Source organism: Chitinophaga flava (genome assembly GCF_003308995.1).
Lineage (GTDB): Bacteria > Bacteroidota > Bacteroidia > Chitinophagales > Chitinophagaceae > Chitinophaga > Chitinophaga flava.
On sequence record NZ_QFFJ01000001.1, the window covers coordinates 1,519,024 to 1,543,104 of the forward strand.

General features: G+C 48.0%; 20 protein-coding genes. 9 read left to right on the plus strand and 11 right to left on the minus strand.

Annotated features, from left to right (window positions below; all coding sequences use genetic code 11):
- Nucleotides 1-67 precede the first annotated feature (67 nt).
- On the minus strand, nt 68-1,051 hold the full coding sequence (locus tag DF182_RS05995) for a pyruvate dehydrogenase complex E1 component subunit beta (RefSeq protein WP_113614752.1): 984 nt from the start codon (nt 1,049-1,051) through the stop codon (nt 68-70).
- Between the two features lie 232 nt (nt 1,052-1,283).
- Between DF182_RS05995 and DF182_RS06000 the strand changes: the two genes are divergently transcribed.
- Nucleotides 1,284-1,904 (plus strand): hypothetical protein, encoded by a 621-nt coding sequence (locus DF182_RS06000; protein ID WP_113614753.1) that lies wholly within the window; start codon nt 1,284-1,286, stop codon nt 1,902-1,904.
- Nucleotides 1,905-1,963: 59 nt separating this feature from the next.
- Here the strand turns inward: DF182_RS06000 and DF182_RS06005 are convergent, their stop codons facing one another.
- Nucleotides 1,964-3,136 carry an acetyl-CoA C-acyltransferase gene (locus DF182_RS06005; RefSeq protein ID WP_113614754.1) on the minus strand — a complete coding sequence of 391 codons (1,173 nt, stop codon included), beginning with the start codon at nt 3,134-3,136 and terminating at the stop codon, nt 1,964-1,966.
- Nucleotides 3,137-3,262: 126 nt separating this feature from the next.
- On the opposite strand from DF182_RS06005, the gene dnaG reads away from it, so the two are divergent.
- Nucleotides 3,263-5,236 (plus strand): DNA primase, encoded by a 1,974-nt coding sequence (gene dnaG / locus DF182_RS06010; protein WP_113614755.1) that lies wholly within the window; start codon nt 3,263-3,265, stop codon nt 5,234-5,236.
- Here dnaG and DF182_RS06015 read toward each other — a convergent pair.
- Nucleotides 5,229-5,729, minus strand: coding sequence for a dihydrofolate reductase (locus DF182_RS06015; protein WP_113614756.1), 501 nt, complete (start codon nt 5,727-5,729; stop codon nt 5,229-5,231). The two genes, dnaG and DF182_RS06015, sit on opposite strands and share 8 nt — an antisense overlap.
- 1 nt (nt 5,730) lies before the next feature.
- Nucleotides 5,731-6,552, minus strand: coding sequence for a thymidylate synthase (locus DF182_RS06020; protein ID WP_113614757.1), 822 nt, complete (start codon nt 6,550-6,552; stop codon nt 5,731-5,733).
- 313 nt (nt 6,553-6,865) lie between these two features.
- Here DF182_RS06020 and DF182_RS06025 point away from each other — a divergent pair, with 313 nt between their 5' ends.
- Nucleotides 6,866-9,859 (plus strand): SusC/RagA family TonB-linked outer membrane protein, encoded by a 2,994-nt coding sequence (locus tag DF182_RS06025; RefSeq protein WP_113614758.1) that lies wholly within the window; start codon nt 6,866-6,868, stop codon nt 9,857-9,859.
- Between the two features lie 29 nt (nt 9,860-9,888).
- The gene (locus DF182_RS06030) at nt 9,889-11,199 is read left to right on the plus strand and encodes a RagB/SusD family nutrient uptake outer membrane protein (protein ID WP_113614759.1); all 1,311 of its coding nucleotides are present in this window, start codon (nt 9,889-9,891) and stop codon (nt 11,197-11,199) included.
- 112 nt (nt 11,200-11,311) lie between these two features.
- Here the strand turns inward: DF182_RS06030 and DF182_RS06035 are convergent, their stop codons facing one another.
- Nucleotides 11,312-12,490, minus strand: coding sequence for a proline dehydrogenase family protein (locus DF182_RS06035; protein ID WP_113614760.1), 1,179 nt, complete (start codon nt 12,488-12,490; stop codon nt 11,312-11,314).
- Nucleotides 12,491-12,673: 183 nt separating this feature from the next.
- Between DF182_RS06035 and DF182_RS06040 the strand changes: the two genes are divergently transcribed.
- Entirely contained in the window at nt 12,674-13,483 is an 810-nt protein-coding gene (locus tag DF182_RS06040) for a FecR family protein (RefSeq protein ID WP_113614761.1), read from the plus strand.
- A 233-nt stretch (nt 13,484-13,716) separates the two neighbouring features.
- A complete protein-coding gene (locus tag DF182_RS06045; protein WP_113614762.1) occupies nt 13,717-14,559 on the plus strand; it encodes a dienelactone hydrolase family protein in 843 nt (280 codons plus the stop codon).
- A 76-nt stretch (nt 14,560-14,635) separates the two neighbouring features.
- On the opposite strand, the gene DF182_RS06050 is transcribed toward DF182_RS06045, so the two are convergent.
- The 6 genes from DF182_RS06050 to DF182_RS06075 form a co-directional block, all read right to left on the minus strand.
- The gene (locus DF182_RS06050) at nt 14,636-15,661 is read right to left on the minus strand and encodes a sugar phosphate isomerase/epimerase family protein (RefSeq protein ID WP_113614763.1); all 1,026 of its coding nucleotides are present in this window, start codon (nt 15,659-15,661) and stop codon (nt 14,636-14,638) included.
- A gap of 111 nt (nt 15,662-15,772) precedes the next feature.
- The gene (locus tag DF182_RS06055; protein ID WP_113614764.1) at nt 15,773-16,645 is read right to left on the minus strand and encodes an alpha/beta hydrolase; all 873 of its coding nucleotides are present in this window, start codon (nt 16,643-16,645) and stop codon (nt 15,773-15,775) included.
- A 39-nt stretch (nt 16,646-16,684) separates the two neighbouring features.
- Nucleotides 16,685-17,275, minus strand: a complete 591-nt coding sequence (locus tag DF182_RS06060; protein ID WP_161964073.1) for a TetR/AcrR family transcriptional regulator — start codon at nt 17,273-17,275, stop codon at nt 16,685-16,687.
- 251 nt (nt 17,276-17,526) lie between these two features.
- Nucleotides 17,527-18,234: a LytR/AlgR family response regulator transcription factor gene (locus DF182_RS06065; RefSeq protein WP_113614766.1), complete on the minus strand. Its 708-nt coding sequence runs from the start codon at nt 18,232-18,234 to the stop codon at nt 17,527-17,529.
- A gap of 33 nt (nt 18,235-18,267) precedes the next feature.
- A complete protein-coding gene (locus tag DF182_RS06070) occupies nt 18,268-19,458 on the minus strand; it encodes a DUF4407 domain-containing protein (RefSeq protein WP_113614767.1) in 1,191 nt (396 codons plus the stop codon).
- A 1-nt stretch (nt 19,459) separates the two neighbouring features.
- On the minus strand, nt 19,460-20,971 hold the full coding sequence (locus tag DF182_RS06075) for a sensor histidine kinase (RefSeq protein ID WP_245957380.1): 1,512 nt from the start codon (nt 20,969-20,971) through the stop codon (nt 19,460-19,462).
- A gap of 126 nt (nt 20,972-21,097) precedes the next feature.
- On the opposite strand from DF182_RS06075, the gene DF182_RS06080 reads away from it, so the two are divergent.
- The 3 genes from DF182_RS06080 to DF182_RS06090 all read left to right on the plus strand — a co-directional run bounded on the left by DF182_RS06080 (nt 21,098) and on the right by DF182_RS06090 (nt 24,059).
- A complete protein-coding gene (locus DF182_RS06080) occupies nt 21,098-21,505 on the plus strand; it encodes a Dabb family protein (RefSeq protein WP_113614768.1) in 408 nt (135 codons plus the stop codon).
- Nucleotides 21,506-21,514: 9 nt separating this feature from the next.
- Entirely contained in the window at nt 21,515-22,018 is a 504-nt protein-coding gene (locus DF182_RS06085) for a DinB family protein (protein WP_113614769.1), read from the plus strand.
- A 106-nt stretch (nt 22,019-22,124) separates the two neighbouring features.
- Complete coding sequence (locus DF182_RS06090) at nt 22,125-24,059, plus strand: gamma-glutamyltransferase family protein (protein ID WP_113614770.1); 1,935 nt, start codon at nt 22,125-22,127, stop codon at nt 24,057-24,059.
- Nucleotides 24,060-24,081: the final 22 nt, after the last annotated feature.

A 24,081-nucleotide genomic window follows, 5' to 3' on the forward strand; every position in this document is an offset into this window, starting at 1 on the left:
TACGGCACACAACAAAAACGGCGAAGATGATCATCATCTTCGCCGTTTTTTATATCCTGAAGGGAAATTACTTCTTCATATACATTACTTCCTTCACCAGTTTTACGGTACGCTCGATATCAGGGAGGTACAGTTTAACCAGGTTCGGTGCGTAGTGCATCGGTGCATCAGCCGCAGTGATACGGCGGATAGGTGCATCCAGGTAGTCGAAACCTTCTTTCTGGATACGATAAGTGATTTCAGAAGAAACGCTGGCGAACGGCCATTGTTCTTCTACGATCACCAGGCGGTTGGTTTTCTTAACAGATTCCAGGATGGTGAACCAATCCAGCGGACGGATGGTACGGAGGTCGATCACTTCGGCTTCAATACCTTCTTTTGCCAGTTCCTCTGCTGCGCCCAGGGCTACTTTCATCATTTTGTTGAAAGAAACGATGGTCACATCTTTACCAGCGCGTTTGATGTCGGCTTTACCGATAGGGATGATGTATTCCTCTTCCGGAACTTCACCCATATCACCATACATCACCTCACTTTCCATGAAAACAACCGGATCGTCGTCGCGGATAGCCGCTTTGAGCAAACCTTTGGCATCGTATGGATTGGAAACGGATATTACTTTCAGGCCCGGGATGTTGGCATAATAACTTTCAAAAGCAGTGGAGTGCTGAGCGCCCAGCTGACCGGCAGAACCGTTAGGTCCGCGGAAAACGATCGGGCAACCAATCTGTCCGCCACTCATGGCCAGCATTTTGGAAGCTGTGTTAAGGATCTGATCTAACGCCAGGTTAGCGAAGTTCCAGGTCATGAATTCAATTATCGGGCGAAGGCCGTTCTGAGCAGCACCAACTCCGATAGCAGCAAAACCAAGTTCTGCGATCGGCGTGTCAATAACACGTTTTGGACCAAACTCATCCAGCATTCCCTGGCTCACTTTATAAGCACCATTATATTCGGCTACTTCCTCACCCATCAGGAGCACCCGTTCATCACGGCGAAATTCCTCCTGCATGGCTTCTCTTAAGGCTTGTCTGAAAGCTATCTGACGCATGCTATTCTTAATAAAGTTTGAAAGTTTAAGTGCCTGACTGTGGTAAGGCAGGGCAAAAATATTGTTTGTTGATGAAAAAGCAAAGGATTAATAATTAATATGACTGCTGACACACTTTATACCAACAAGCCGCTGTTCATTTTTCATCAGCCCCGGAAAAGAAAATACAATCATTATAAAATATTTATATATTTATATTTTAATATCCTGATGCCATTTTCCATCACCAGCTATGATCACCTTAACTGTTCTCACCATCTGCTTTCTGACAGGACTTTCCTGCAAAATTAAAAAATTTAAAGCGCCGCTGACATTAGCGCTCACCTGGTACATCCATCTCATTTTCCTGGTCCTGTCAGTCATCTGCCTGTTCCTGATGCTCAATGATTATGGTTTTAAAGGCACCCAAACCGAGCGGGTGTTTTTCACCCTTTACGCCGGCACCGGCATGATCCTGTATGGCCTGAGCAAACCTGGCAACGATGCCAAACATGCCTATCTGATGGCATTTTTCGGGTTTCCCTTTGTACTACTGCTGGGGCTGATGATTCCGCCCCTGCGGATACTCACCATCGTGGCCGCGCTCACGCTCCTGTCGGACAGTGATTTCCACCGCTACAACATCGACAACGACTATGCCGTTCAGGTCAAAACAAGCGGGATCCTTTCATCAGCGCCGGTTTACAGCCTGATCAGCGATAAATACTGGCTTTTTGAGAAAATCACACCAGGCATCATCCAACCACAGGGAGTAATTAAAAACCTCCGGATGACCCAAAAGGGAGCAGACAGTGTTCTGATACAGTGGGGTTACGGGAAAGTAAAGAAAGACACGGTGATTGTATTAGACTAACATAAAAAATATAGGGTGACGGAAATATTTCCATCACCCTATATTTTAAAATATTGTTTTTATACTTTTTCGATGATCATAGCGCTGGCACCGCCGCCGCCATTGCAGATAGCAGCCACACCATAGCGGCTGTTGTTTTCGTGCAGGATGGAGTTGAGCGTTACCACGATCCTGGCTCCGCTGCAGCCGATAGGGTGTCCCATCGCGACAGCGCCACCCCATACGTTCACCTTGTCGAGTGACATACCCAGGTCTTTGGCATTAGCGATTGGCACACAGGAGAAGGCTTCGTTTACTTCTGCAAAGTCCATGTCCTCAATTTTCAGGTTGGCTTTGGCCAGTGCTTTCTCTACAGCTTTTACCGGTGTGGTGGTAAACCATTCCGGCGCCTGGGAAGCATCAGCGAAACTAACGATTTTAGCCAGGGGCTTCAGTCCCAGTTCCTTTACTTTCTCCCCACTCACCAATACTACTGCAGCTGCGCCGTCATTGAGATTGGAAGCATTGGCAGCAGTGATGGTACCATCTTTCTGGAAGGTGGGTTTCAGAGAAGGTACTTTTTCGAGGATCACTTTTTTGTAATCTTCATCTTCAGCTACCGTTACCACGTTTTTACCAGGTACTTCCACCGGCACCACTTCTTTTTTGTAAAATCCTTTTTCCCAGGCAGCAGCGGCACGACGATAACTTTCAATCGCATAAGCGTCCTGGTCTTCCCGGGTAATATGGTATTCTGTAGCGCAAAGCTCTGCAGCATTGCCCATGTGGAAATCCTTATACGGATCCCAGAGGCCGTCACGGATAATACCGTCGATTACAGTACCGGCGCCCAGTTTGTAACCAGTGCGGGCTTTATCGAGGTAAAAAGGTACAGCGCTCATATTTTCCATACCACCGGCCACAACAATATCATTATCGCCCAGCATAATGCTTTGGGCGCCCAGCATAATGGATTTCATACCTGAAGCACATACCTTGTTGACAGTAGTGGCAGGCACTTTATTGGGTACACCAGCACCCAGACTGGCCTGGGTGGCAGGAGCCTGTCCCAGATTGGCGCTGATCACATTGCCCATATATACTTCATTCACCTGGGCAGCGTCTATACCAGCTCTTTCCAGGACGGCTTTGATAACAGTGGAACCCAGTTTAACAGCCGGAACGCCTGACAGCGCACCATTGAAACCTCCAATGGGCGTGCGGGCAGTAGCTACTATAAATACTTCTTTCATCTGATAAATAAGATTGATTTGGCAAGATTGATATAATCTACCAAATATAAGGAAAAGAAGCGTTACACGACATTTTCCACCGCTCCGGAGAAATTACCGTATGTTTGCAGTTGCATTGATCAGACTGTGATATCTCAACAATCCATACAACAGATACTTGGCCGCATTGATATTGTGGAAATTGTAGGCTCTTTCGTGAAACTGAAAAAGCGCGGGGCCAACTATATGGGTCTCTGTCCTTTTCACAACGAAAAGTCGCCTTCTTTCACCGTATCTCCCAGCAAAGAGATCTACAAGTGTTTCGGCTGTGGCAAAAGCGGTAATGCCATCAGCTTTGTCATGGAGCACGAGAAGTATTCCTATGTGGAAGCTATCAAATGGCTGGCACAGAAGTATCAGGTTGAGATTGAAGAAACAGAGGTAAGCCCGGAACTGCGCCAGCATCAGCTGATGTCGGACAGTTTGTTTATCATCAACGGCTTTGCCCGGGAATATTTTTCCGATACCCTGTTCAATACAGAAGAAGGACAGAATGTAGGTCTCAGTTATTTTGAAGAACGTGGTTTTACAGAAGAGACCGTTCGTAAATTTCAGCTGGGGTACTGTCTGAATCAGCGTGACACCTTTGCCCAAACAGCGCTCTCCAAGGGTTATAACCTGGAATACCTGCAAAAAACAGGGCTGGTGACGATGCGTAACGAGCAGCCGGCTGATAACTACCGGGGCCGTGTCATCTTCCCTATACATAACCAGTCGGGCAAGATCCTGGGCTTCGGGGCCCGTATCCTCGTTAAATCAGACAGGGCGCCCAAATACATCAACTCTCCGGAAAACGAGATTTATATCAAGAGCCGGGTGCTGTATGGTACCTACTTCGCCCGCCATGCGATCGACAAGCTCAATGAGTGCCTGTTGGTGGAAGGTTATACCGACGTAATCTCCCTGCACCAGGCAGGAGTGGAAAACGTGGTGGCCTCCAGCGGTACTTCCCTTACACAGGACCAGCTGCGGCTCATTAAAAAATATACCAACAACCTCACCATCATCTACGATGGCGATAGTGCCGGTATTAAGGCCGCCCTCCGTGGTCTGGATATGGCCATCGAAGAAAGCCTTAACGTAAAACTGGTACTGCTGCCCGATAAGGAAGACCCTGACAGTTACGTACAACGTATCGGCGCCGAGGCCTTCCGCTCCTTCATAGAGGAAAACAAGCAGGACTTCGTGCTGTTTAAGCTGCAGCTCAACATGCAGGAAGCCGGCAACGACAGCAATAAAAAATCCCAGCTGGTAAATGAGATCGCGGAAACGATTTCCAAAATCGATAAAGCGGAAGACTTTACCCGGCAGCAGGACTATATCCGCCAGTGCAGCCAGCTGCTTAAAATCGATGAGCAGGGCCTGATAGCGCTGGTCAACAAATATATCCGGGAGAGGCTGGTCAAACGTGAGCAGGCCAATGCCCGCAACAATCCGGCGCCGGATGAGTCAGATGATGTGTTGAGCGAAGAAGCCATCGCTGCCATGGAAGCCGCGGAAACAGGCGTTTCCATCTCTTCCCTGCTCAACAAGGATGAAAAACAGGAAAAGGAACTGGTGAAAATACTGCTGCGTTTTGGGGATAAAGTTTTCAGCCAGGAAGAAAACAACACCGTAGCGGACTATGTTTTTCATCTTCCATATGATTTCGAATCGCTGGCCGACAGTGAGATGGTGAAGCGTGTACTCCGTGAATACAAGACTCTCTACGATTCCGGCAGCATCCCTGATAAAAAATGGTTCCTTTACCACCAGGACCCCGATATGAGCAGATACATTTCCCTGATTCTGGAAGACAAGGAAGCGGAGCTGAGTATCAACTGGAAGGAACGTTTTGAGATAGATACTGTTTATGGTGACAATGCTTACCTGAAAGATACCATATCCACCACCAATTATCTGATACTGCGCAAAATCAAGAAGCTGATTGTTGAAAATCAGGACGAGGCGGAAAAAGCCACTGATATGGACCAGATCATGCGCTGCCTGGAGATGCAGGTGCACCTGAAAGCCCTGGAGAAAGAGCTTACCCAGGGCCTCGGTACCGTTATTTTTAAGTAGTTTTTATACGCTCCCACACCTGGAAAGAGAAAGCATATTCATTTTTCTCATCCGGCTCATGTCTTTCATCACTCACCAGATTCCATTCATTACTGTGAACAGCAGGGAAAAAAGCATCTCCCGGCACTACGGCGTATACCCGTGTCAGATAGATCCGGTCTACCTGAGACCAGGCCTGTTCAAATATCTGTGAACCGCCGGTGACAAAGATCTCTTCCGTTTCGAAAGTCTGAGCTTTAGCGATGGCCTCATCAACGGAGGACACCACATAAGCCCCTTCCGGGTGGTAGCCGGTCTGTCGGGTGATAACGATATTAGGTCTGCCAGGCAGTGGTTTACCCAGGGAGTCGAAGGTTTTCCGGCCCATGATGATGGGCTTGCCCAGTGTAGTGCTTTTAAAGTATTTCAGGTCTGTAGACAGGCGCCAGGGCAATTGGTTGTTAATACCAATTACATTGTTTTCTGACGCGGCCACAATAATGGATATCGTCATATCAGATAGCTACTGGTGCTTTGATGGCAGGATGAAACTGATAGTTGACCAGTTCGAAATCCTCATATTTAAATGCAAAAAGATCTTTCACTTCCGGGTTTATTTTCATGACCGGCAGCGGGAATGGCGTACGGCTCAGTTGCAGTTTAGCCTGCTCCATATGATTACTGTACAGGTGTACATCACCAAAGGTATGGATGAAGTCGCCTGCATCGAGATCACAAACCTGCGCCATCATCATAGTGAGCAAAGCGTAGGAGGCAATATTGAAAGGAACGCCGAGGAATACGTCTGCACTGCGCTGGTAGAGCTGACAGCTGAGTTTACCTCTGGTTTCTCCTTTGGAAGTATCCGGAGGTGTTACATAAAACTGGAAGAGGCAGTGACAGGGGCTGAGCGCCATTTTGGACAGTTCGCCTACATTCCATGCATTGACGATAATGCGGCGGGAATCCGGATTTTTTTTGATGGTATCGAGGGCGATGGTGATCTGATCAATCACTTCTCCGGAAGGTGTTTCCCAGCTGCGCCACTGTTTGCCATAAACAGGGCCCAGATCGCCGTTTTTATTGGCCCATTCGTCCCAGATGGATACACCATGTTCTTTCAGCCAGCCGATATTGGTATCGCCTTTCAGGAACCAGAGCAGTTCGTATATGATGGATTTTAAATGCAGTTTTTTTGTAGTCACTACCGGAAATCCGTCCTGGAGATTAAATCTCATCTGATACCCAAAACAACTGGTAGTTCCGGTGCCGGTACGGTCTGTTTTAACAACACCTTCTTTAATAATGTGTTGTAGTAAAGCTAAATACTGTTCCATAAGACGGCAAGTTACGAGAAAAATATAACCTAAATAAGTCAAACAAAAAAGTTGAAGTCAGAACGATTTTTCGTAAACTACCAGATCGATAGTAAGTTACAACAATAGCTCAAACCAGGATAGTTCTGCTTTTTGGCGCCCCGATATTGAAAACCTGACAGATGCCAACGCCGGTAGCAGTATAGAGGAGATAAGTATAGTTTTTCAACCAAAATAATTCAAACAACTCAGATAACCGTATTCCCCATTCACTAAAATCTTATTTACTGTAACCGTGATTTGTCCATCATTTTAATCTAAACCATTTCGTGCTATGCTTCTACCAAAATCCAGCATGCTGGTGCTGCTATGCTTATGCAGCTCCCTTGCATTAATTGCACAACAGAACATTTCAGGAAGGATCAAGGATGCTACCAACGGCAATCCTATTCCAGGCGCTACCGTAAGAGTGCCCAACAGCAACAGGGGGGCTATTTCCGATGTAGAAGGAAAGTATTCGATCGGCGTGCCCGCTACCGTTTCAAAGCTGATCGTCAGTTACACCGGCTACAAGACCCAGACTGTAGCCATCCCGCCGGGAGCCACTTCGCTCAACATTACGCTGGAAGAAGACTTCGCCAGGCTGGAGGAAATAGTGGTGACCGGGCTAGCCACTAACATTAAAAGGAAAAACCTCGCTAATGCTGTGGCCACCATTTCGGGGAAAGAACTAACAGGCGTAGCGCCAGCCCAGACATTTGACGCAGCCCTCAGCGGTAAAGTACCCGGAGCCATGATCACCGCCAACTCCGGTGCTCCCGGCGGCGGTATCTCCGTTAAACTGCGTGGTATCACCTCCGTATTCGGCAACTCTCAGCCACTGTATGTTGTAGATGGAATTTTCTTCAACAACGCCAGTGTCCCCGCAGGTCTGAATGATGTTACCGCCGCTGCCACCGCTGGTAACCCCAACAACCAGGACAACCCCTCCAGCCGTATCGCAGACCTTAACCCGGAAGATATTGAGAACATAGAGATCCTGAAAGGTGCTTCCGCTGCTGCCATGTATGGCGCCAAAGCCGCCGCAGGTGTAATCATCATCACCACCAAAAAAGGGAAAGCCGGCAAAACAAAAGTAAGCTTCAACCAGGAGGTAGGTTTCGCCAAAGTACGGCATCTGATGGGCGTAAGGCAATTCACTGCCGAAACAGCCGCCGATCTGGGTGGTAGCGCTACCAGCAACGACCCCGATGTAAAAGCTGCACGCGCCAAAATGAAAGCACAGTTTGAAGCCGCACAAAGCGCCGGCAAAATCTATGACTACGAAAAGGAAATGTTCGGCGAGACAGGCCTGCTACTCAACACCAGCGTTTCCGTGAGCGGTGGCTCCGAAAAAACAACGTTCTACCTGGCAGGCAACCGCAGACAGGAAAACGGTATCATTAAAAATACCGGCTATTTCAACAACTCCATACGCCTGAATGTAGACCATAAAATAAATGATCGTTTATCCGTTGGCGTTACTACCAACTTTATCAACTCATCTTCCGACAGAGGTCTTACCAACAATGACAACAACAGCGTCTCCTACGGTGTAGCCCTCTCTACCACTCCAGGCTTTGCAGAACTTCACCCCAACGCACTTGGTGAATATCCGCGCAATCCGTTTTCCAGCTCCAACCCGCTGGAAACACGCGATAAGATGATCAACAACGAAGGCGTGAATCGCTTTGTAGGCGGTGGTAATCTCGAATATCGCATCCAGCAGAGCAACCACTCCACCACCAAATTCATCGTACGGGGCGGTGTGGATTATTTCAACTTAAAAACAACTGCCGTATTCCCACGTGACCTGCAGTTTGAAGAAAAAGCACAACAGGGTCACTCCATACAAGGCAACACCAACAACCTCAATACCAACCTGGCAGGCTTCGTCGTGAACACCTTCACTCCACATGAAAACCTGACCCTCACCAGCACCGCCGGCGCCACGCTGGAAACCGGTTATCTGGACAACATCGTGACTTCCGCCACCAACCTGGTAAACGGACAATCCAATGTTGACGCCAGTGGTAACACCACCACCCGTCAGTTCCGCCAGAAATACCGCGACAACGGTATGTTTGTGCAGGAAGACCTCTCCCTGATGGATGCCTTCACCCTCAGCGGTGGCGTACGTTTTGATCGTTCCACCAACAACGGAGACTATCTCAAATACTACGCCTTCCCCAAAGGAGCCTTCTCCTGGAATATCTCCAAAATGAAATTCTGGAACGTAGACAAGGTAGATAACCTGAAAGTACGTATCGCTTATGGCCAGTCCGGTAACGTGCCTCCCTACGGCAGTAAATTCACCGGCATGCTGGGCAGTAATATCGGCGGTTACCCCGGTATACTGGTAGACAACCTGCTGGGTAACCCCAACATCACACCGGAAAGACAGACAGAACTGGAAACCGGTGTTGACATCAGCCTGTTCAATGGCCGTGTTGCCCTGGAAGCCACCTACTATAATAAACGCATCTACGACGTATTGTTACGGCACAATATCCCCTCCTCCACCGGTTATGCTACTGAGTGGAAAAACAGTGGTGACCTCAGCAACAACGGGATAGAGCTGGGCCTCACTGTTATCCCCATCAATACGCCTAAAGTAAAATGGACTTCCAATATCAACTGGTGGCGCAACCGCTCCAAAATGACCAAACTGGTAATTCCTCCTTATGCTATTGGTGCCTTTGGTGCATCGCTGGGTACCTTCTATCTGGAGGAAGGCCAACCGGTTACCCAGATCAAAGGAATTGTAAACAAAGACCTTGTGGTAGTTGGTGACGCGGAACCCCGTTTCCAGATGAGCTTTTTCAATGATATCACCTTCCTGAAAAACTTCTCATTGCGTTTCCTTATCCACTGGAAAAAAGGTGGTGACAACATCAACCTCACCCAGTTGCTGAATGATGGCGGCGCCACCTCAGCAGATTATGATGATCTGATCAATGGCCAGAAAGCAGGTGCATACAGACCTGGCGGCGGCGCCGGTATTTACGTACAGGATGCTTCCTATGTGCGTGTCCGTGAGATCGGCCTCTATTATAACGTGCCGCTGAAAAACACCAAAACAGTGAAAGGAATACGGCTTGGCATCTCTGCCAACAACTTCTTCACCTGGACCAGATATGTAGGATATGATCCGGAAGTGTCCAACTTCGGCAGCAATACCATTACCACTGCGCAAAGCCGCGGTAGTAACGGGCTGTCTACCGGTGTGGACGTAATGCCTTATCCGGCCAGCAAAAGGGCCAGTTTCCACCTGGGCATAGACTTCTGATCATTATCTGACCATCAAAACTGTAAAACATGAAAAAGCTTATTGTATATATTTCAGGGCTGCTGCTTACTGTCAGCGCCTGCCAGAAAGGAGAGATCAACAGTCTGAATACGCCGGTAGTAGGTGGTATCGTAGTCAACCCCAGCAAAAGTGACCTGTTCAACCTTGTTACCGGTGCCGAATCAGGCCTGCGTAACAACATGGGCACTTACCTTGACGGACTCGGTGTACTGGGCCGTGAGGAGTACCGTTTTGCCGGATCTGAACCACGATGGACTACAGATATGCTGGGTGGTGGTACCAAAACGCTGGACAACAACACCTTTTACATCACCAACCCTTTTGCTGCCCGCTACCAGGTGGCGCGCCAGTGCTTCATCCTGATGGAAGCGCTTAAAACCACCCGCAACGAAGTGGCTACCGATGCACAGAAAAAAGCCTTCAAAGGCTTTGCAGAAACGCTGATCGGCTACCAGCTGCTGCTGAACATCAACATGACAGACTCCAACGGTGCCAGGATACCCGTAGCTGACAATGCCAATCTGGGCCCCATCATTACTAACCCGGGCGTGGTACTGGATTCCGTGCTCAAGTTCCTGGATGCGGGTAAAGCAGATCTCACCGGATCAGAAGTGATCTTCCCCCTTTCAGACGGTTTTACCGGCTTTAAAGATGCTGCAGGGCTGATTAAATTCAACCGCGCCATCGCCGCCAGGGTACATGTATATCGTAAAAACTGGGCCTCTGCACTGACAGCCCTCGGTGAGTCTTTCTTTGATCTCAATGGTTCATTCACCATCGGCGTTAACAATGCTTTCTCCACCAACGGAGGAGACCTGTCCAACCCGATGTATCTCCAGCCCAATGCTACAGGGGAGGTGCGGGTCGCACATCCCAGTTTTGCGACAGACATCCTTTTCGTAGATGACCGCATCAACAAAACAGCTGTGCGCATCGCTCCCGCCAGTAGCAGCGGCCTTTCCGGCAACCGCGATCTGACACTGTGGCCCAGCCTGAGTGCCCCTATTTCCATCATCCGGAATGAAGAACTGATACTGCTTTATGCAGAAGCCAAAATACAGCTGGGTCAGATACCCGATGCTACCGTGGCCCTCAACAAAATACGGGTGGCACATAGCCTGCCTGTCTACGGAGGAGCATCCACACAGGCAGCCTTAATTACAGAGCTGCTCTATAATCGCCGTTACTCCCTGTTTATGGAAGGTCACCGCTGGATAGACCTGCGCAGATATAACCTGCTCAACACATTGCCGATAGACAGACCAGATGATGATATCTGGTCAAGATATCCAATACCGATGAGTGAAACGAACCAATGATGGATGATGCTCCTGATGGAGCGGAGATAAAAGCGAATTAATACCAACAAAGAACCCATCGACATTGTGTCGATGGGTTCTTTGTTTATCTACAGTAATATTTATTCTGATCTTATATTCCTCTACGTTTCAGTTCTTTCCTGATCAGGCCCAGTTCGCGCCCCATCTGACCGGCGATGGAAGTGTTTTCCTGCGCTCTGCGGATGAGGTAAGGCATTACGTCTTTTACAGGACCATACGGAAGATATTTAGTAACAGTATAGCCGGCATGTGCCAGGTTGAAGGTGATATTATCGCTCATACCCAACAGCTGAGAGAAGCTCACATGCGGATGGCTGTGCGGAATATTTTTCGCGTCCATGGTACGGGCAGCACGCATGCAGCTGTCTTCGTTGTGTGTACCAATGAATACGCCGAGTTTCTCGATGTTTTCCAGGCAGAACTGTACCGCAGCGTTGTAGTCCTTGTCTGTAGCTTCTTTGCTGGGCTGTATCGGAGTAGGGTAATTATTTTCAGCAGCACGTTTGTTCTCCTTTTCCATATAGGCGCCTCTTACGAGTTTGGCACCCAGCAGATAACCTTCTTTCTCCGCCTTCTCCAGAGATTTGCGCAGAAAAGGGTAACGGTCGTGGCAGTACATCTGGAAGGTATTGTATACAATCACATCCTTGCGGTTGAACAGTGACATCATCTCATCAGTGAGATCATCCACCGGCTGTTGTATCCAGGTTTCTTCCGCATCGATGAGCAGACCTATCTTGTATTGTGCAGCCGCTTCCGCAATGGAGTGTACACGGGAACGTACTCTTGTATATTCCTGTTGTTCCTGTGTGGTAAGGGTTTCACCACTCTGTACTTTTTCCAGTAATTCAAAGCGGGCAAAACCAGTTATTTTAATGGCTATAAAAGGAATGTCAGGTTTGCTGGCAGCATATTGGATAGCGCGGATAAATTCCGGTACCGCGTTATCATAACTTTCTTCTCCTTCCATCGCTTCCACACCGTAGTCCAGCACAACGCCCACATGGTAGTTGCCCAGTTGCAAAGCTGTATGTGCAGCTTCTTCCAATGTTTCACCACCACAGAACTGCGAGAAAATAGTATTCTTTATGATTCCCTTGATAGGTAATCCTAATTTAAAAGCCAACGGAGTAAACGTTGCACCCATTTTCACCAGCCACGGCTTTCCGATATTACTGAAGAGAAAGTTGGCTTTTTTTAATGCTTTATCGGTCTTTGCCTCAAACGCAATAGCCGTATTATCGAATGATAAAGTTAGCTGCTTTTCCATGAGGCGCAAAGTTAGGGTGCGCCTTGATTCTAAACAAAAAACATTATAATATCAGCATATCTTTTTAACAGCATAAACCGATATTGTCTTTTGTTTCACAGAAATTGTTACAGATGAAAACCAGGCTCCACTTAATTTTGATTACTTTTAGATTTTTTCTGTTAAATACAAAAATACCGGAATATGCTATTTAAATCTGATGCAAGCAGAAATTCCCGCGGATGGCTTTATGTGCTGCTTTTAGTGATTACAGGAGCTGTTGTACTGCTCACCTGGAAACTTAAAGAGCCAGCAAAGCCAGAAGCCATCACTGCTGTCAACCTGGAAGTACCAGGGGTACAATACCTGCTGCATCAGGGCGAGACAGGCCGCCGCACCCGCATAACATTACCCGACAGCTCTGTTGTCATCCTTAACTCCGCCTCCACCCTTCGCGTACCCGTAAACTATGCACCAAGCAACCGGGCCGTTATCCTCGATGGAGACGCTTTTTTTGATGTAAAACCCGGCAAAGACAGCTTTACCGTCACCAGTCATATTCTTCGCGCCGCCGTACTGGGCACCTCCTTTAGAATGCGAGGCTTTTCCAGTCAGCAAGGCGCTACTTTCTACCAGCTCACCGGCACCTGCCGCATAGGCAAATCCTATCACTCCGCCACCGACAACCAACCGGAAATACTCGAACGCGGACAAATGGTACTTGCCAACAAAGAAATAGACCTGATGGAAAAAGAAACCTATCATCCCGAAGAACTGGAAGCCTGGCTCTCCGACACCCTTCGTATCAAAGATGCCACCCCCATGGCCGTTTCCCGCATCCTGGAAGAATGGTTCGGCGTAGAAGTAGAAATGCGCGGCGATGCCTCCAAATCCCGCACCATCACAGAAGCAGCCTTCTATAACGCCACACTCGATGATGTGCTGAGCAACCTGAGCAGCCAACAGGATTTTAAATATAAAATCAATAAAAATAAAGTGTTGCTGATATTCTAGGCCCCAGGGCTGAAGCCCTGGGCTATATTGGATGGGTTGGGACGGAGGTTTGTTTTTTTAAGTGATGTTTTTTTAAGATGAGTTGGGGGGATGAGATGGAGATATGTTTTTAGCATGATGTCTTTTTAATGACGAGCCTGACGCTCATTCTCTTCAAATATAGCCCAGGGCTTTAGCCCTGGGAACCTGGATTTTTTTCGTATTTTTATTAGCCTATAAAAAAGCGCCCATTTATGAAAAAACTATCCTTATTGCTCCTCATCCTGGGATGTGCCTTCGGGGTGTATGCGCAAACAGCTCCCTGCTGTCATACAGACGCTATCACAGAATTTGCCGGACTGGCCAACCGTGAAGATTTCAGGATGGCACATAAAGACCCGCTGCCTTATACTTATCAAGGCACCGCCGGAACGAATGTAACATTCAAAACTCCTGATGGTACTGCTGCGCATGGCTTTCTGTTTAAAGCCCAGAAACCATCCAACAAATACCTGTTTGTATTCCATGAATGGTACGGCTTGAATGACTATGTGAAAAAAGAATCTGAGAAGCTGTACAACGACCTGGGTGGCACCGTAAATGTGCTGGCTGTAGACCTCTATGATCAGAAGGTTGCTACTAACAACGAAGAAGCTTCCAAGATGATGCAGTCTGTTCCCAGGGAGAGACTGAAAGCCGTCATGGAAGGAGCCAGGGACTATGCTGGCAAACCGGCACATATCGCAACACTGGGCTGGTGCTTTGGCGGTGGTGTTGCCTTACAGTCTGCCCTTATCAACGGCAATCAAAACGTAGGTTGTGTGATGTTTTACGGTATGCCCGAAAAAGATGTGGAAACCCTGAAGAAATTACATGGTCCGGTACTGGGACTTTTTGCCAACAAGGATAAGGGTATCACCCCGCAGATTGTTGATCAATTTGAGAAGGATATGAAGAAAGCCGGGAAAACGTTAACGGTTAAACGTTATGATGCTGAGCACGCATTTGCTAATCCCAGTAATCCTATTTACAACAGTGAGGCTACCAAAGATGCCTACTCACATGTACTGCCTTTCCTGAAAACACAGTTTAAGTAATTATCTTTTTATAAAACAATAAACGTAGCAAAACACATATAGTACTTGTGTTTTGCTACGTTTATTGTTTTAAGTATTAAATCGCGCCCAAACGCTGTAGCAGTTCTTTTGTTTTCTTCACCCCTTCTTCTTCTGATAAACGGTTTCCTTCGTACTCAATACCGATGTAACCATCTTTATAACCGGCATTTTTTACAATCTGCAACATCCGTTTATAATCGATGGTGGTTTCATTACCGTCTGCATCAAAATCATAAGTCTTTGCACTTACCCCTTTAGCAAAAGGCATCAGCTCCGTTACCCCTTCATAACGATCATATTCTTCGAGGCAGGTGGTTTTAGCCCATGCTTCCGGAGTATTATTTTCCGGCTTGCTTCTGTTGATACAAAAATTGCCCAGGTCTGGTAGAGTGCCGCAGTTGGTCATGTTCACGGTTTTCATGATGTTACCCAGCCATTTTCCATTAGAAGAATAACTACCATGATTTTCCACGATCACATTGATACCATGTTCCTTTCCGAAGGTGGCCAGTTTGGTAAGTGATTCAATGGCAGCTTTGGCTACTTCTTCAGCCTTTCCTTCTCCGGCAGCGTTGACACGGATAGCATGGCAACCGAGGTACTGGGCTGCTTCCACCCATTTGTAGTGGTTTTCCACAGCCTGTAATCTCTTTTTGGTATCCAGATCACCCATCTCTCCTTCTCCATCGCACATGATCAGTACACTGCGCACGCCATTATCATCGGCCCGTTTTTTCATTTCGGCCAGGTAAGCCTGGTCTTTGGCTTTGTCTTTAAAAAACTGGTTGACATATTCCACACCGGTGATGCCGAATTCATTTTTTGCTCTGACAGCAAAATCAAGGTGGTTCATTTTTTTGGCGAAAAGTGCTTTATGAAAAGACCATTCAGCCAGCGAAATTTTAAAGAACAGTTCTTTGGCAGTTTCGTTGCCGGCGGAAGGTTGAGCGGTACTATCCTTATCATTGCGGGTAGACTTACCTTCATTGCAGGCGGCTAATACAGAAGGCAGGAAGCCAAGGCCCATGGTGTACATACCCATTTGCCGCAGAAACTGCCGGCGGTTGTTTGTGTTACTCATATAACGTGGGTTTTAAACTTACAGTCTCTAAAATATTGTTTTAAGAGAGCTAATGCAAGTTTATTGCCGGAAATTATCCACGATCAAAAATGCCGGCCCCACCAGCTTATCTTATGCACTTTCCAGGAACTGCATAACGCCGCGTATTACAGGCTCCTGGCGCATGATGCGGAAATGTCCGTCGCCGGTGATGCGCAGGGCATGGATAGAAGGATACTGTTCCACAAAAGCCGTAATTTCTTTTTCATCTACCAGTGTATCGGAAGTATCATAAGCAATAAAAATCTTTCCCGCTTTAATCTGGTTGATATAACGATGAAGGTCCATTTCATTCAGGTCTTCCTTCAGTCGTTTACGAATCAGTTGTTGCAGCGGAGGCATTACTACCGGATGGATCTTAAAAAGCCGCAGCGCTTCATTAAAAAAAACCGGGGCACTCAATGCGGAGCTAAGCATTACCAGCCGGGGCACCTGTACTTTTTTGCGGGACAGGGTGAGCGCAGCATTGAGGCCACCGAGGGAATGTCCGATGATGGCATATAGAGGCCCTTCCTGTGTCATCACCTGCTCCAGCACATGTGTCCATTGTACAAGATTGGTGCGTTTACCGTCGGAACCGCCATGTGCCGGTGCATCATAGGCTACCACCTGATAGCCCTGTTGCACCAGTGTGCCGATCAGTTGTTTGAAATGAAAAGGGCTTCCACCCCATCCATGTAACAGTAATATCTTTTTATCAGAAGAACCCCATCGGTAGGTATTAATCTTCATGGGCCGTTCATCAAAAGCATAACGGGTAACGGTCAGATTACCGGCATGTGCCGTGTCACGCAGCTCCTGATGGGTGCTCCTCATTTTAGTTCCGGGCGGAGTACAGTACAAGCGGTAAAACAAACGCGCGGTGAGCCCGGGAAATGGCTTGCTCAGGCCGGATAGTAAAAAAGCTGTCATCCGTAATGACAGGGGTAAAACCTGGTGTTGCATCTTTTAGACCGATTGGTTTATTATTGGGACCAAAAAAAATCACTTGCTGTGATGTTTAATTTCTTTTCTCAGAAAATCCAGTACTATCAGCATCTGCCTGTTGTTATTGGTGATATTGGTAACAAAGATGGCCCCTTCCAGCATGGTAAACATCAGGATGGCAAACCTTTCTTCATCCCAGTCTTTTTTAAACTCACCGTTATCTTTTCCAAACTGCACCAGCAGCCGTATGCGGTGCTGGAAGTAGCCTATCAGCTCATTCACTTTTTCTTTCAGGTCAGGGTTGGTATCGTCTGCTTCCACGCCGAAGTTGAGCATGGGACAACCACCAGCGATCTCCCTGTTGAGCGGAAAGCGGGCATAATACGAGAAGATGGCTTCAAACTTGCCTGTAGCAGTGCTTGCCTGGGCTGTCAATGCCCTTAGCCGGTTTTTCTCCTGCTCAGCGATGTAGTCAAACACATCGAGTACCATTTCCTCTTTGGAGGAGAAATTGCCGTATAGCCCGCCCTTGGCCAACCTTGTAGCCTCCATGATATCACTGATAGCTGTGCCGGCCACTCCTTTCTGATTAAAGATAGGAGCTGCTGTTTCAATGATGAACTGTCTCGTTTTTGCTGCTTTGCTCATATAGGTTAAAAATAGACCTTTCGGTCTATTTTGACAAATAAATATTAAGAGCGGTAAAATTGAAGGGAATTGAGAATTGCCGGGGTGGCCATACGCAGTGTCTGACAATGAGTGAATACGGCCAAACCCGGGCATAGGAATTACAACGCGTAGTACCGGAAGCATCCGGGGAAGGCCAAGGGAGCACTGAAACCCACCAACGGAAATAATGACACTGCTGCTGAGGGGCTGCAATGGAAGCTCAATAGTAGTTACCCAGCTGAAGAACTCAGGATATTATCTACTGCAGCACCATAGGCAGCACCAATGGGAATAGGCACATTCCGGATATAAAGGGAAGTGCGGTCTGCCCGCTCCACTTTGTCATTTGATACAATGTAGGAGCGGTGCACGCGGGTAAACAGGCCGGCAGGTAACAGATCTACCGCCTCTTGCATGGAGAGCCGTGAAATGAGCCGGCGATCTTTCAGGATAAAATTGACATAGTTGCCCGCGCTTTCCAGATACAGGACATCTTCCAGCATGATTTTGAACTGCTCATATCCACTTTTCAGGAAGATGTATGCAGGTGCTTCTTTAGGCTGCGGGCCCTGCTGCTTGAGTTGCCACAGGCTATGCGCTTTGTTGCAGGCTTTGATAAAACGGATCAGGGAAAAAGGTTTCAGCAGATAGTCTATTGCGTCGAGCTCAAAACTTTTCACCGCATGTTCGGAGTAGGCGGTGGTAAAAATAGTCATGGGTGGTTGTGACAGGCTGGAGATAAAATCCAGCCCTGAGATATCGGGCATTTTGATGTCCAGAAACAGCAGATCTACTTTTTCCTTGCTCAGAAACTCCATCGCCTCGTAGGCATTGGTGAAAAAGCCTTTTATTTCCAGAAAGGGGACCATGGCCGCATGGTTTTTTATCACGGCCAATGCTACGGGTTCATCATCTATCGCAATAGCTGAAAGCTTCATAACACAACATTTTCCTGTTAGCAATATAGGGATTTACACAATCTTACCCAGTAGCAGCTCTTTGGCCTGTTGCCATAAATTGCGGTACTGTTTGTTTTCCCGGCGCTGCCATTCTTTAACCACAGCGGCGGCTTCTGCACGGCGCATCTGGCGGGTGCTGTCAAATAATTCATCTACCAATGCCTTGTCTTCGGCCAAGGCGGCATTTTGGTAGTGCTGCAGCAGTTCCTTGCCGGCAGCGGTTTCCAGTCTGGCTGCTTCTACGCCCTGGGTAGTGGCGCCGGCCAGCTTTTCTTCATATTCTCCCCGGGGCATCATTACTTTACTAAGCAGGGGCATGATCTCTACCAGCGTGATAATAAATACGATGAGCCGGTACCGCTGCTGCATAGGAGGATGTTGTTCGGTGAGTTCGTGCAGGGCTTCTGTTTGCGCCAGGAAGCCATCCGTGAGCGTACCCATGTAAATGACTTCCTTCAGGCTGTCGGCGCTGCGCATGGTGGCCATTTTAGCCTGCAGCTGCTGTTCCTGAGGTTCCCAGGAATGTTGTAGTGACTGCAGCTCTTCTTCTGTTTTGAGGTAAGCCGATTTTTTAACACGTGCTACCGAAGACTCTCCTATCCTTCCGCTGCCGCCGGTGCCGTCGGTTTCCTTGATATAGGCGTCTTTATAAAATTTCAGGTCGCTTTCCTTTTGCTGCACCTGCTGCCGGCCTCTGTCCAGCGCCTGCTGGAGATCGGTACGCTGACCGGCATTGAGCGCTGTCAGCTGTTTACGGTAGGCGTCCAGTTTGGTCTGTTTGCTGAGCTCCAGTTGAGCGGTGATATCTTTCTTAAACAACATCAGCACCACCGGCTGTGAAATAAACAGTCCGATAGTAACGGCCAGGAGTAAACGAAATATCACCGGCATAATCCGGATGTTACCATTACCTCTGGACATCGCAGCAATCAGTGTTCTGTCGATACACAAAATAGCAAAGCCAAAAAACAAGGCCAGTGCCAGTACGATCATGTCATCTTTGACAATGGTGGAAAAAAAATATCCCCATGCCAGGGTGGCAAACAACCAGGTGACCATAACGGCCAGGCCTACAATCCGGTATCTTTCTTTTTCCGTCCGGCATTCCGCCAATATGTCCGCATCAGCCGCGGCCAGCCACCACAGAAACCGGGTCATTCCGTCCGGTGCCGTGGTGGCCATTTTCTCTTCTTTCGTTTTCATATTAATCTTTTACATCTATGGTCAGGTGTACAAAAAATTCATTGTTCGTATGCCGTATACTCAGCTCATGACGGTCGGGGTATAACAACGCGAGCCGTTCCTTCACATTATTCAGCCCTATCCCCATGCTGTCACGCTCCGGATCGTTTTCCGGACGGGGATGCACACTGTTGTAAACATCAAAGAAGACCTGTTGGTTGTTGCAACTCAGCGAAATAACAATACGGGAACGATGCCGCAGACTGATACCATGTTTAAAGGCATTTTCCACGAAAGGTATCAGCAGCATCGGCGCAATATCATGCTGGCATTGACTATCATCGATATTCACTTCTATCTGAATATCAGGAGTCGAGAGCACACGCAGCCGTTGCAAGTCAATATAGTTCTGCAGGTAAGCGACTTCTTTGTCCAGCGGTATTTTCCCCAGATGATTATCGTGCAACATAAAACGCATCATGTCACCCAGCTTCTGGATACCTTCGCTGGTGCGGGGTGCTTCCTCCTGTAAAGCAGTACCATAAAGAGTATTGAGGGCATTAAACAAAAAGTGGGGGTTGATCTGCGCCCTGAGAAAATCCAGATTGGCCGTAGAATGTCCCAGTGCTGTACGCAGGCTTTTTACGGTAGAAACCTGCTTTTGTCTGGACTGATACAGCCACCAGGTGACAGGAAGGATAATACCGATACAGATCAACACCCCTGTAGCGATAAAACCAGCTTCCCGGCTACCAGACCCATGACGGAGAGCCCTGACGATCATTCCCATAAGGATATTGGCGCCCAGCACCAAGAGTGCGATGTCGCGGGTCAATGCCCTTCTGTTGTGATGTCCGTGATGAAATTCCGGGATGACTTTATAGAAAAGGATGAAAGACACTGTAATGACTACCGGACCGAAATAAAATACAATCCAGAAAAGATCACGCGAGTCACTGAAAAAAAGACACAACAATCCCACCAGAATGCCTGTAAAAATCAACACTTCACGGCCTATTTTCTGGTATTGCACATTACGGGTCAACCAATGGTGTAAATGCTCAAAATAGGTCTGTTTCAGGATATAGTAGACCATATACAACACCCCATAAAAGACGGTACCAATAAAGGCCGATTTGGCAAAATGCATATGTGCACCTCTGACTGTCTGATACACTCCCAACAGGTAACCGTTGTAATAAGAATTCGCGATCATCATCCCCAGAAAAAAAACCAGTGCAGTTGCCAGCAGTAACAAAATACCCGGCCACCATTTTTTCCGTTCCAGAAAACGGGGAACAATCACAAAATTCACCAGCAGGAAACTGACATATACCAGGATAATACGGGCCAGTGCAGGCAGCAGGTAATGTATATAATAATCAAACACCTGATGATACTGATTGAATTTATGCCCATAGATAGATTGTAACTCAAATACATTGTAGATAACACTGGGATAGAGCAGGGAAAACATCAGCAACAGGAAAATACCTGATACGATGCCAAATTCCATTTTCCTGAATTGGTCCATAAGCGGGATTATTTACAGCAATATTACTCATTGAATGGCAGCCACGCAGCAAAATGGGATGAAAGGGCCTGATTATGGTATGAATCGCAGATCTTTAGTATTTTCAGGGTCTCAACCTACTGTTTTATGAAAACTTCCAGCAGAAGAAAATTTCTGGGGACAGCTGCCGCTCTGTGCGCTGGCAGCGCTGTAGCGGCCATGCCCGTTGTAGCCGCCAGTAATAAATACCCTATTGTGCATCATGTGTTGTTCTGGCTCAAAAATCCCGGTTCTGTTGAAGACCGTGACAAGCTGGTGGCTGGTATTAAAACCCTGTCCCGTATTAAGTCTGTAGGCGAGCTGCACGTAGGCATAGTAGCCGGCACCGAAAAAAGAGATGTGGTAGATACCAGCTGGGCTGTATCAGAGCTGATATTTTTCCCTAACCTGGCCGCACAGGCTGCCTACCAGGAGGACCCTATCCATCTGGATTTTATAAAAAACTACGGCCCACTCTGGGAAAGAGTGGTGGTATATGACGCACAGGAAGTATAAACGAATTTTATGGCAATAGAATACTGGATGCAGGGACCTGTGGAAGGAATCCCTGCTTTGTTACAACCCGTGGCCCATGCGCTGTTGCAGGCCAGAGACGAGGTACGTACTACAATGACCGGTTTCCCGGAAGTTTTATTATGGGAGAAGCCGGCCGACACAGCCTCACCGGGCTTTCACCTGAAACACCTGCGGGGCGTGATCGACCGCCTGTTTACTTACGCACTGGCGCAACCGCTGTCGGCCACTCAACTGGAAGAACTGGCTGCAGAAAGTAACAACACTGGCGATCTCAGCTCTCTGCTTAATGCATTCAGTCAGCAAATAGACAAGGCACTGGTCCAGCTGTCCCGTACAGATCCCGCCACCCTGACCGATTACAGGGGTGTAGGCCGGAAACAGCTGCCATCCAATGTCATCGGGTTGTTGTTTCATGCAGCAGAGCATACCATGCGGCATACCGGGCAGCTGCTTGTGGCGGCAAAAGTATTGCAGGCTGCCGCACACGTTTAATTTACCTGTAGTAGTGCTGGTGTATTAAAGCAGACTTTATTATTTTAGGCCTCCGGCTGCACTATCCTGTGCCGGCCGAGACCAACATCTAAATCAGACTTGCTTTATGAGACAGCTTTTTTTGTTCCTACTGCTGGCATGTACCCTTCATCAGGGCTTACAGGCACAACAAACACAGAAACCACCACTACATGGTAAAAAATGGATGGCCGTTACCGGCAAGCCGCTGGCTGCCACCGCCGGCGCCATGATTTTCCAGAAAGGTGGTAATGCCGTAGATGCAGCCTGCGCTATGCTGGCCGCCACTTGTACTATGTGGGATGTTTTGAGCTGGGGAGGAGAAACCCAGGCACTCATCTACAATCCCAAAACCGGCAAAGTGATTGCCATCAATGCATTGGGCGTAGCTCCCACCGGCGCCACCCCGCAATTTTTTAAATCAAAAGGTTATGACTTCCCACCCGAGTTCGGCCCGCTGGCCGCAGTTACACCTGGTACTCCGGGCGGCCTTTGTCACATGCTCGCCGAATACGGCACCCTGAGTCTTAAAGAAGTGCTGGCCCCGGCTATCGATATGGCTTCCGGCTATCCGATAGAAGCACAAACCGCCAACATGATTGAGCGGGGTAAAAGTTATATCAAAGAGTGGCCTTACAGCAAAGCTGTCTTCCTTACCCATCCCGGTGAAAAAAGGGAAGCACCCGAAGCAGGAGAACTGTTTGTTCAGAAAGATCTGCTGGCCACACTGACTAAAATGGTGGAAGCTGAACAGGAAGCACTTAAAAAACATAAAAGCCGGAAAGAAGCTATCATGGCTGCTTACGACCGCTTCTACAAAGGAGATATCGCCCGTGAATTTGTACGCGGCTGCCAGGAACAGGGAGGTCTGATTACGATGGAAGACCTGGCCCGCTGGAAGCCTATCGAAGAAGAACCTTTGCATGTCAACTACCGCGGCATTGAAGTATACAAACTGCAGGAATGGACACAAGGCCCTATGCTGCTGCAAAGCCTTAACATCCTGGAAAACTTCGATCTGAAAGCTATGGGATACAACTCCACACAGTATATCCATACACTTTATCAGACGATGAACCTCACCTTCGCCGACCGCGACTTTTATTACGGTGATCCTTATTTTAACAAAAACCGCGCTATCAACGGTCTGCTGAATAAAGACTACGCCAAAGCCCGCGCCAAACAGATCGACATGACCCGTAATGATGCTACCGCAGGCCCCGGCGATCCTTACCCATATATAGGGAAAACTAATCCCTACCTGCATTTTCTGGAAGAACGTAAAGTTTATATGGACACCACCAATGGCCGCAAACCCGGTGGCTTTGTACCTAAACATGATGCTACCACCTTGTCTGTGCCAGCCAATCCGGACAACCTGTATGCAGCACATACAGCAGACAGCGCCTACCAGGACCGCCTCTGGCGTGGTACCACCAGTGTGGAGGCAGCCGATAAAGACGGATGGGTAGTATCTATTACTCCCAGTGGTGGATGGCTGCCAGCCTGTATTGCCGGCAAAACCGGCGTAGGCATGAGCCAGCGCCTGCAAAGCTTTGTACTTGATTCCGCTATTTGTCCGTTTAATGTGATTGCACCCGGCAAAAGGCCCCGTGTAACCCTCACCCCTTCCATGGCCCTGAAAGATGGTAAGCCCTTCCTTTCTTTTGCCGTACAGGGTGGAGACACACAGGACCAGAACCTGCTTCAGTTCTTCCTCAACGTAGCTGATTTTGGTATGACTGTACAACAAGCCACAGAAGCGGCCAATATCAATACCAACCAGTTATGGTTATCGCTCGGTGGCAGCAAAATCAGTGAACGCATGCCCAGGCCCGGCAGCATCCTGTTGAATAATAACACGCCTGAAAAAACGCGTAAACAACTGGAGAGCATGGGTTATCACCTGAGCTTCGGAGAACGCACCAGCGGACCAATCAATGCCATTTACCTGGACAGAGCCCATGGTACACTCTGGGGTGGCAGCAGCAACCACGGCGAAGATTATGGCATAGGATGGTAGTCATTTTATACTATGAAAAGAA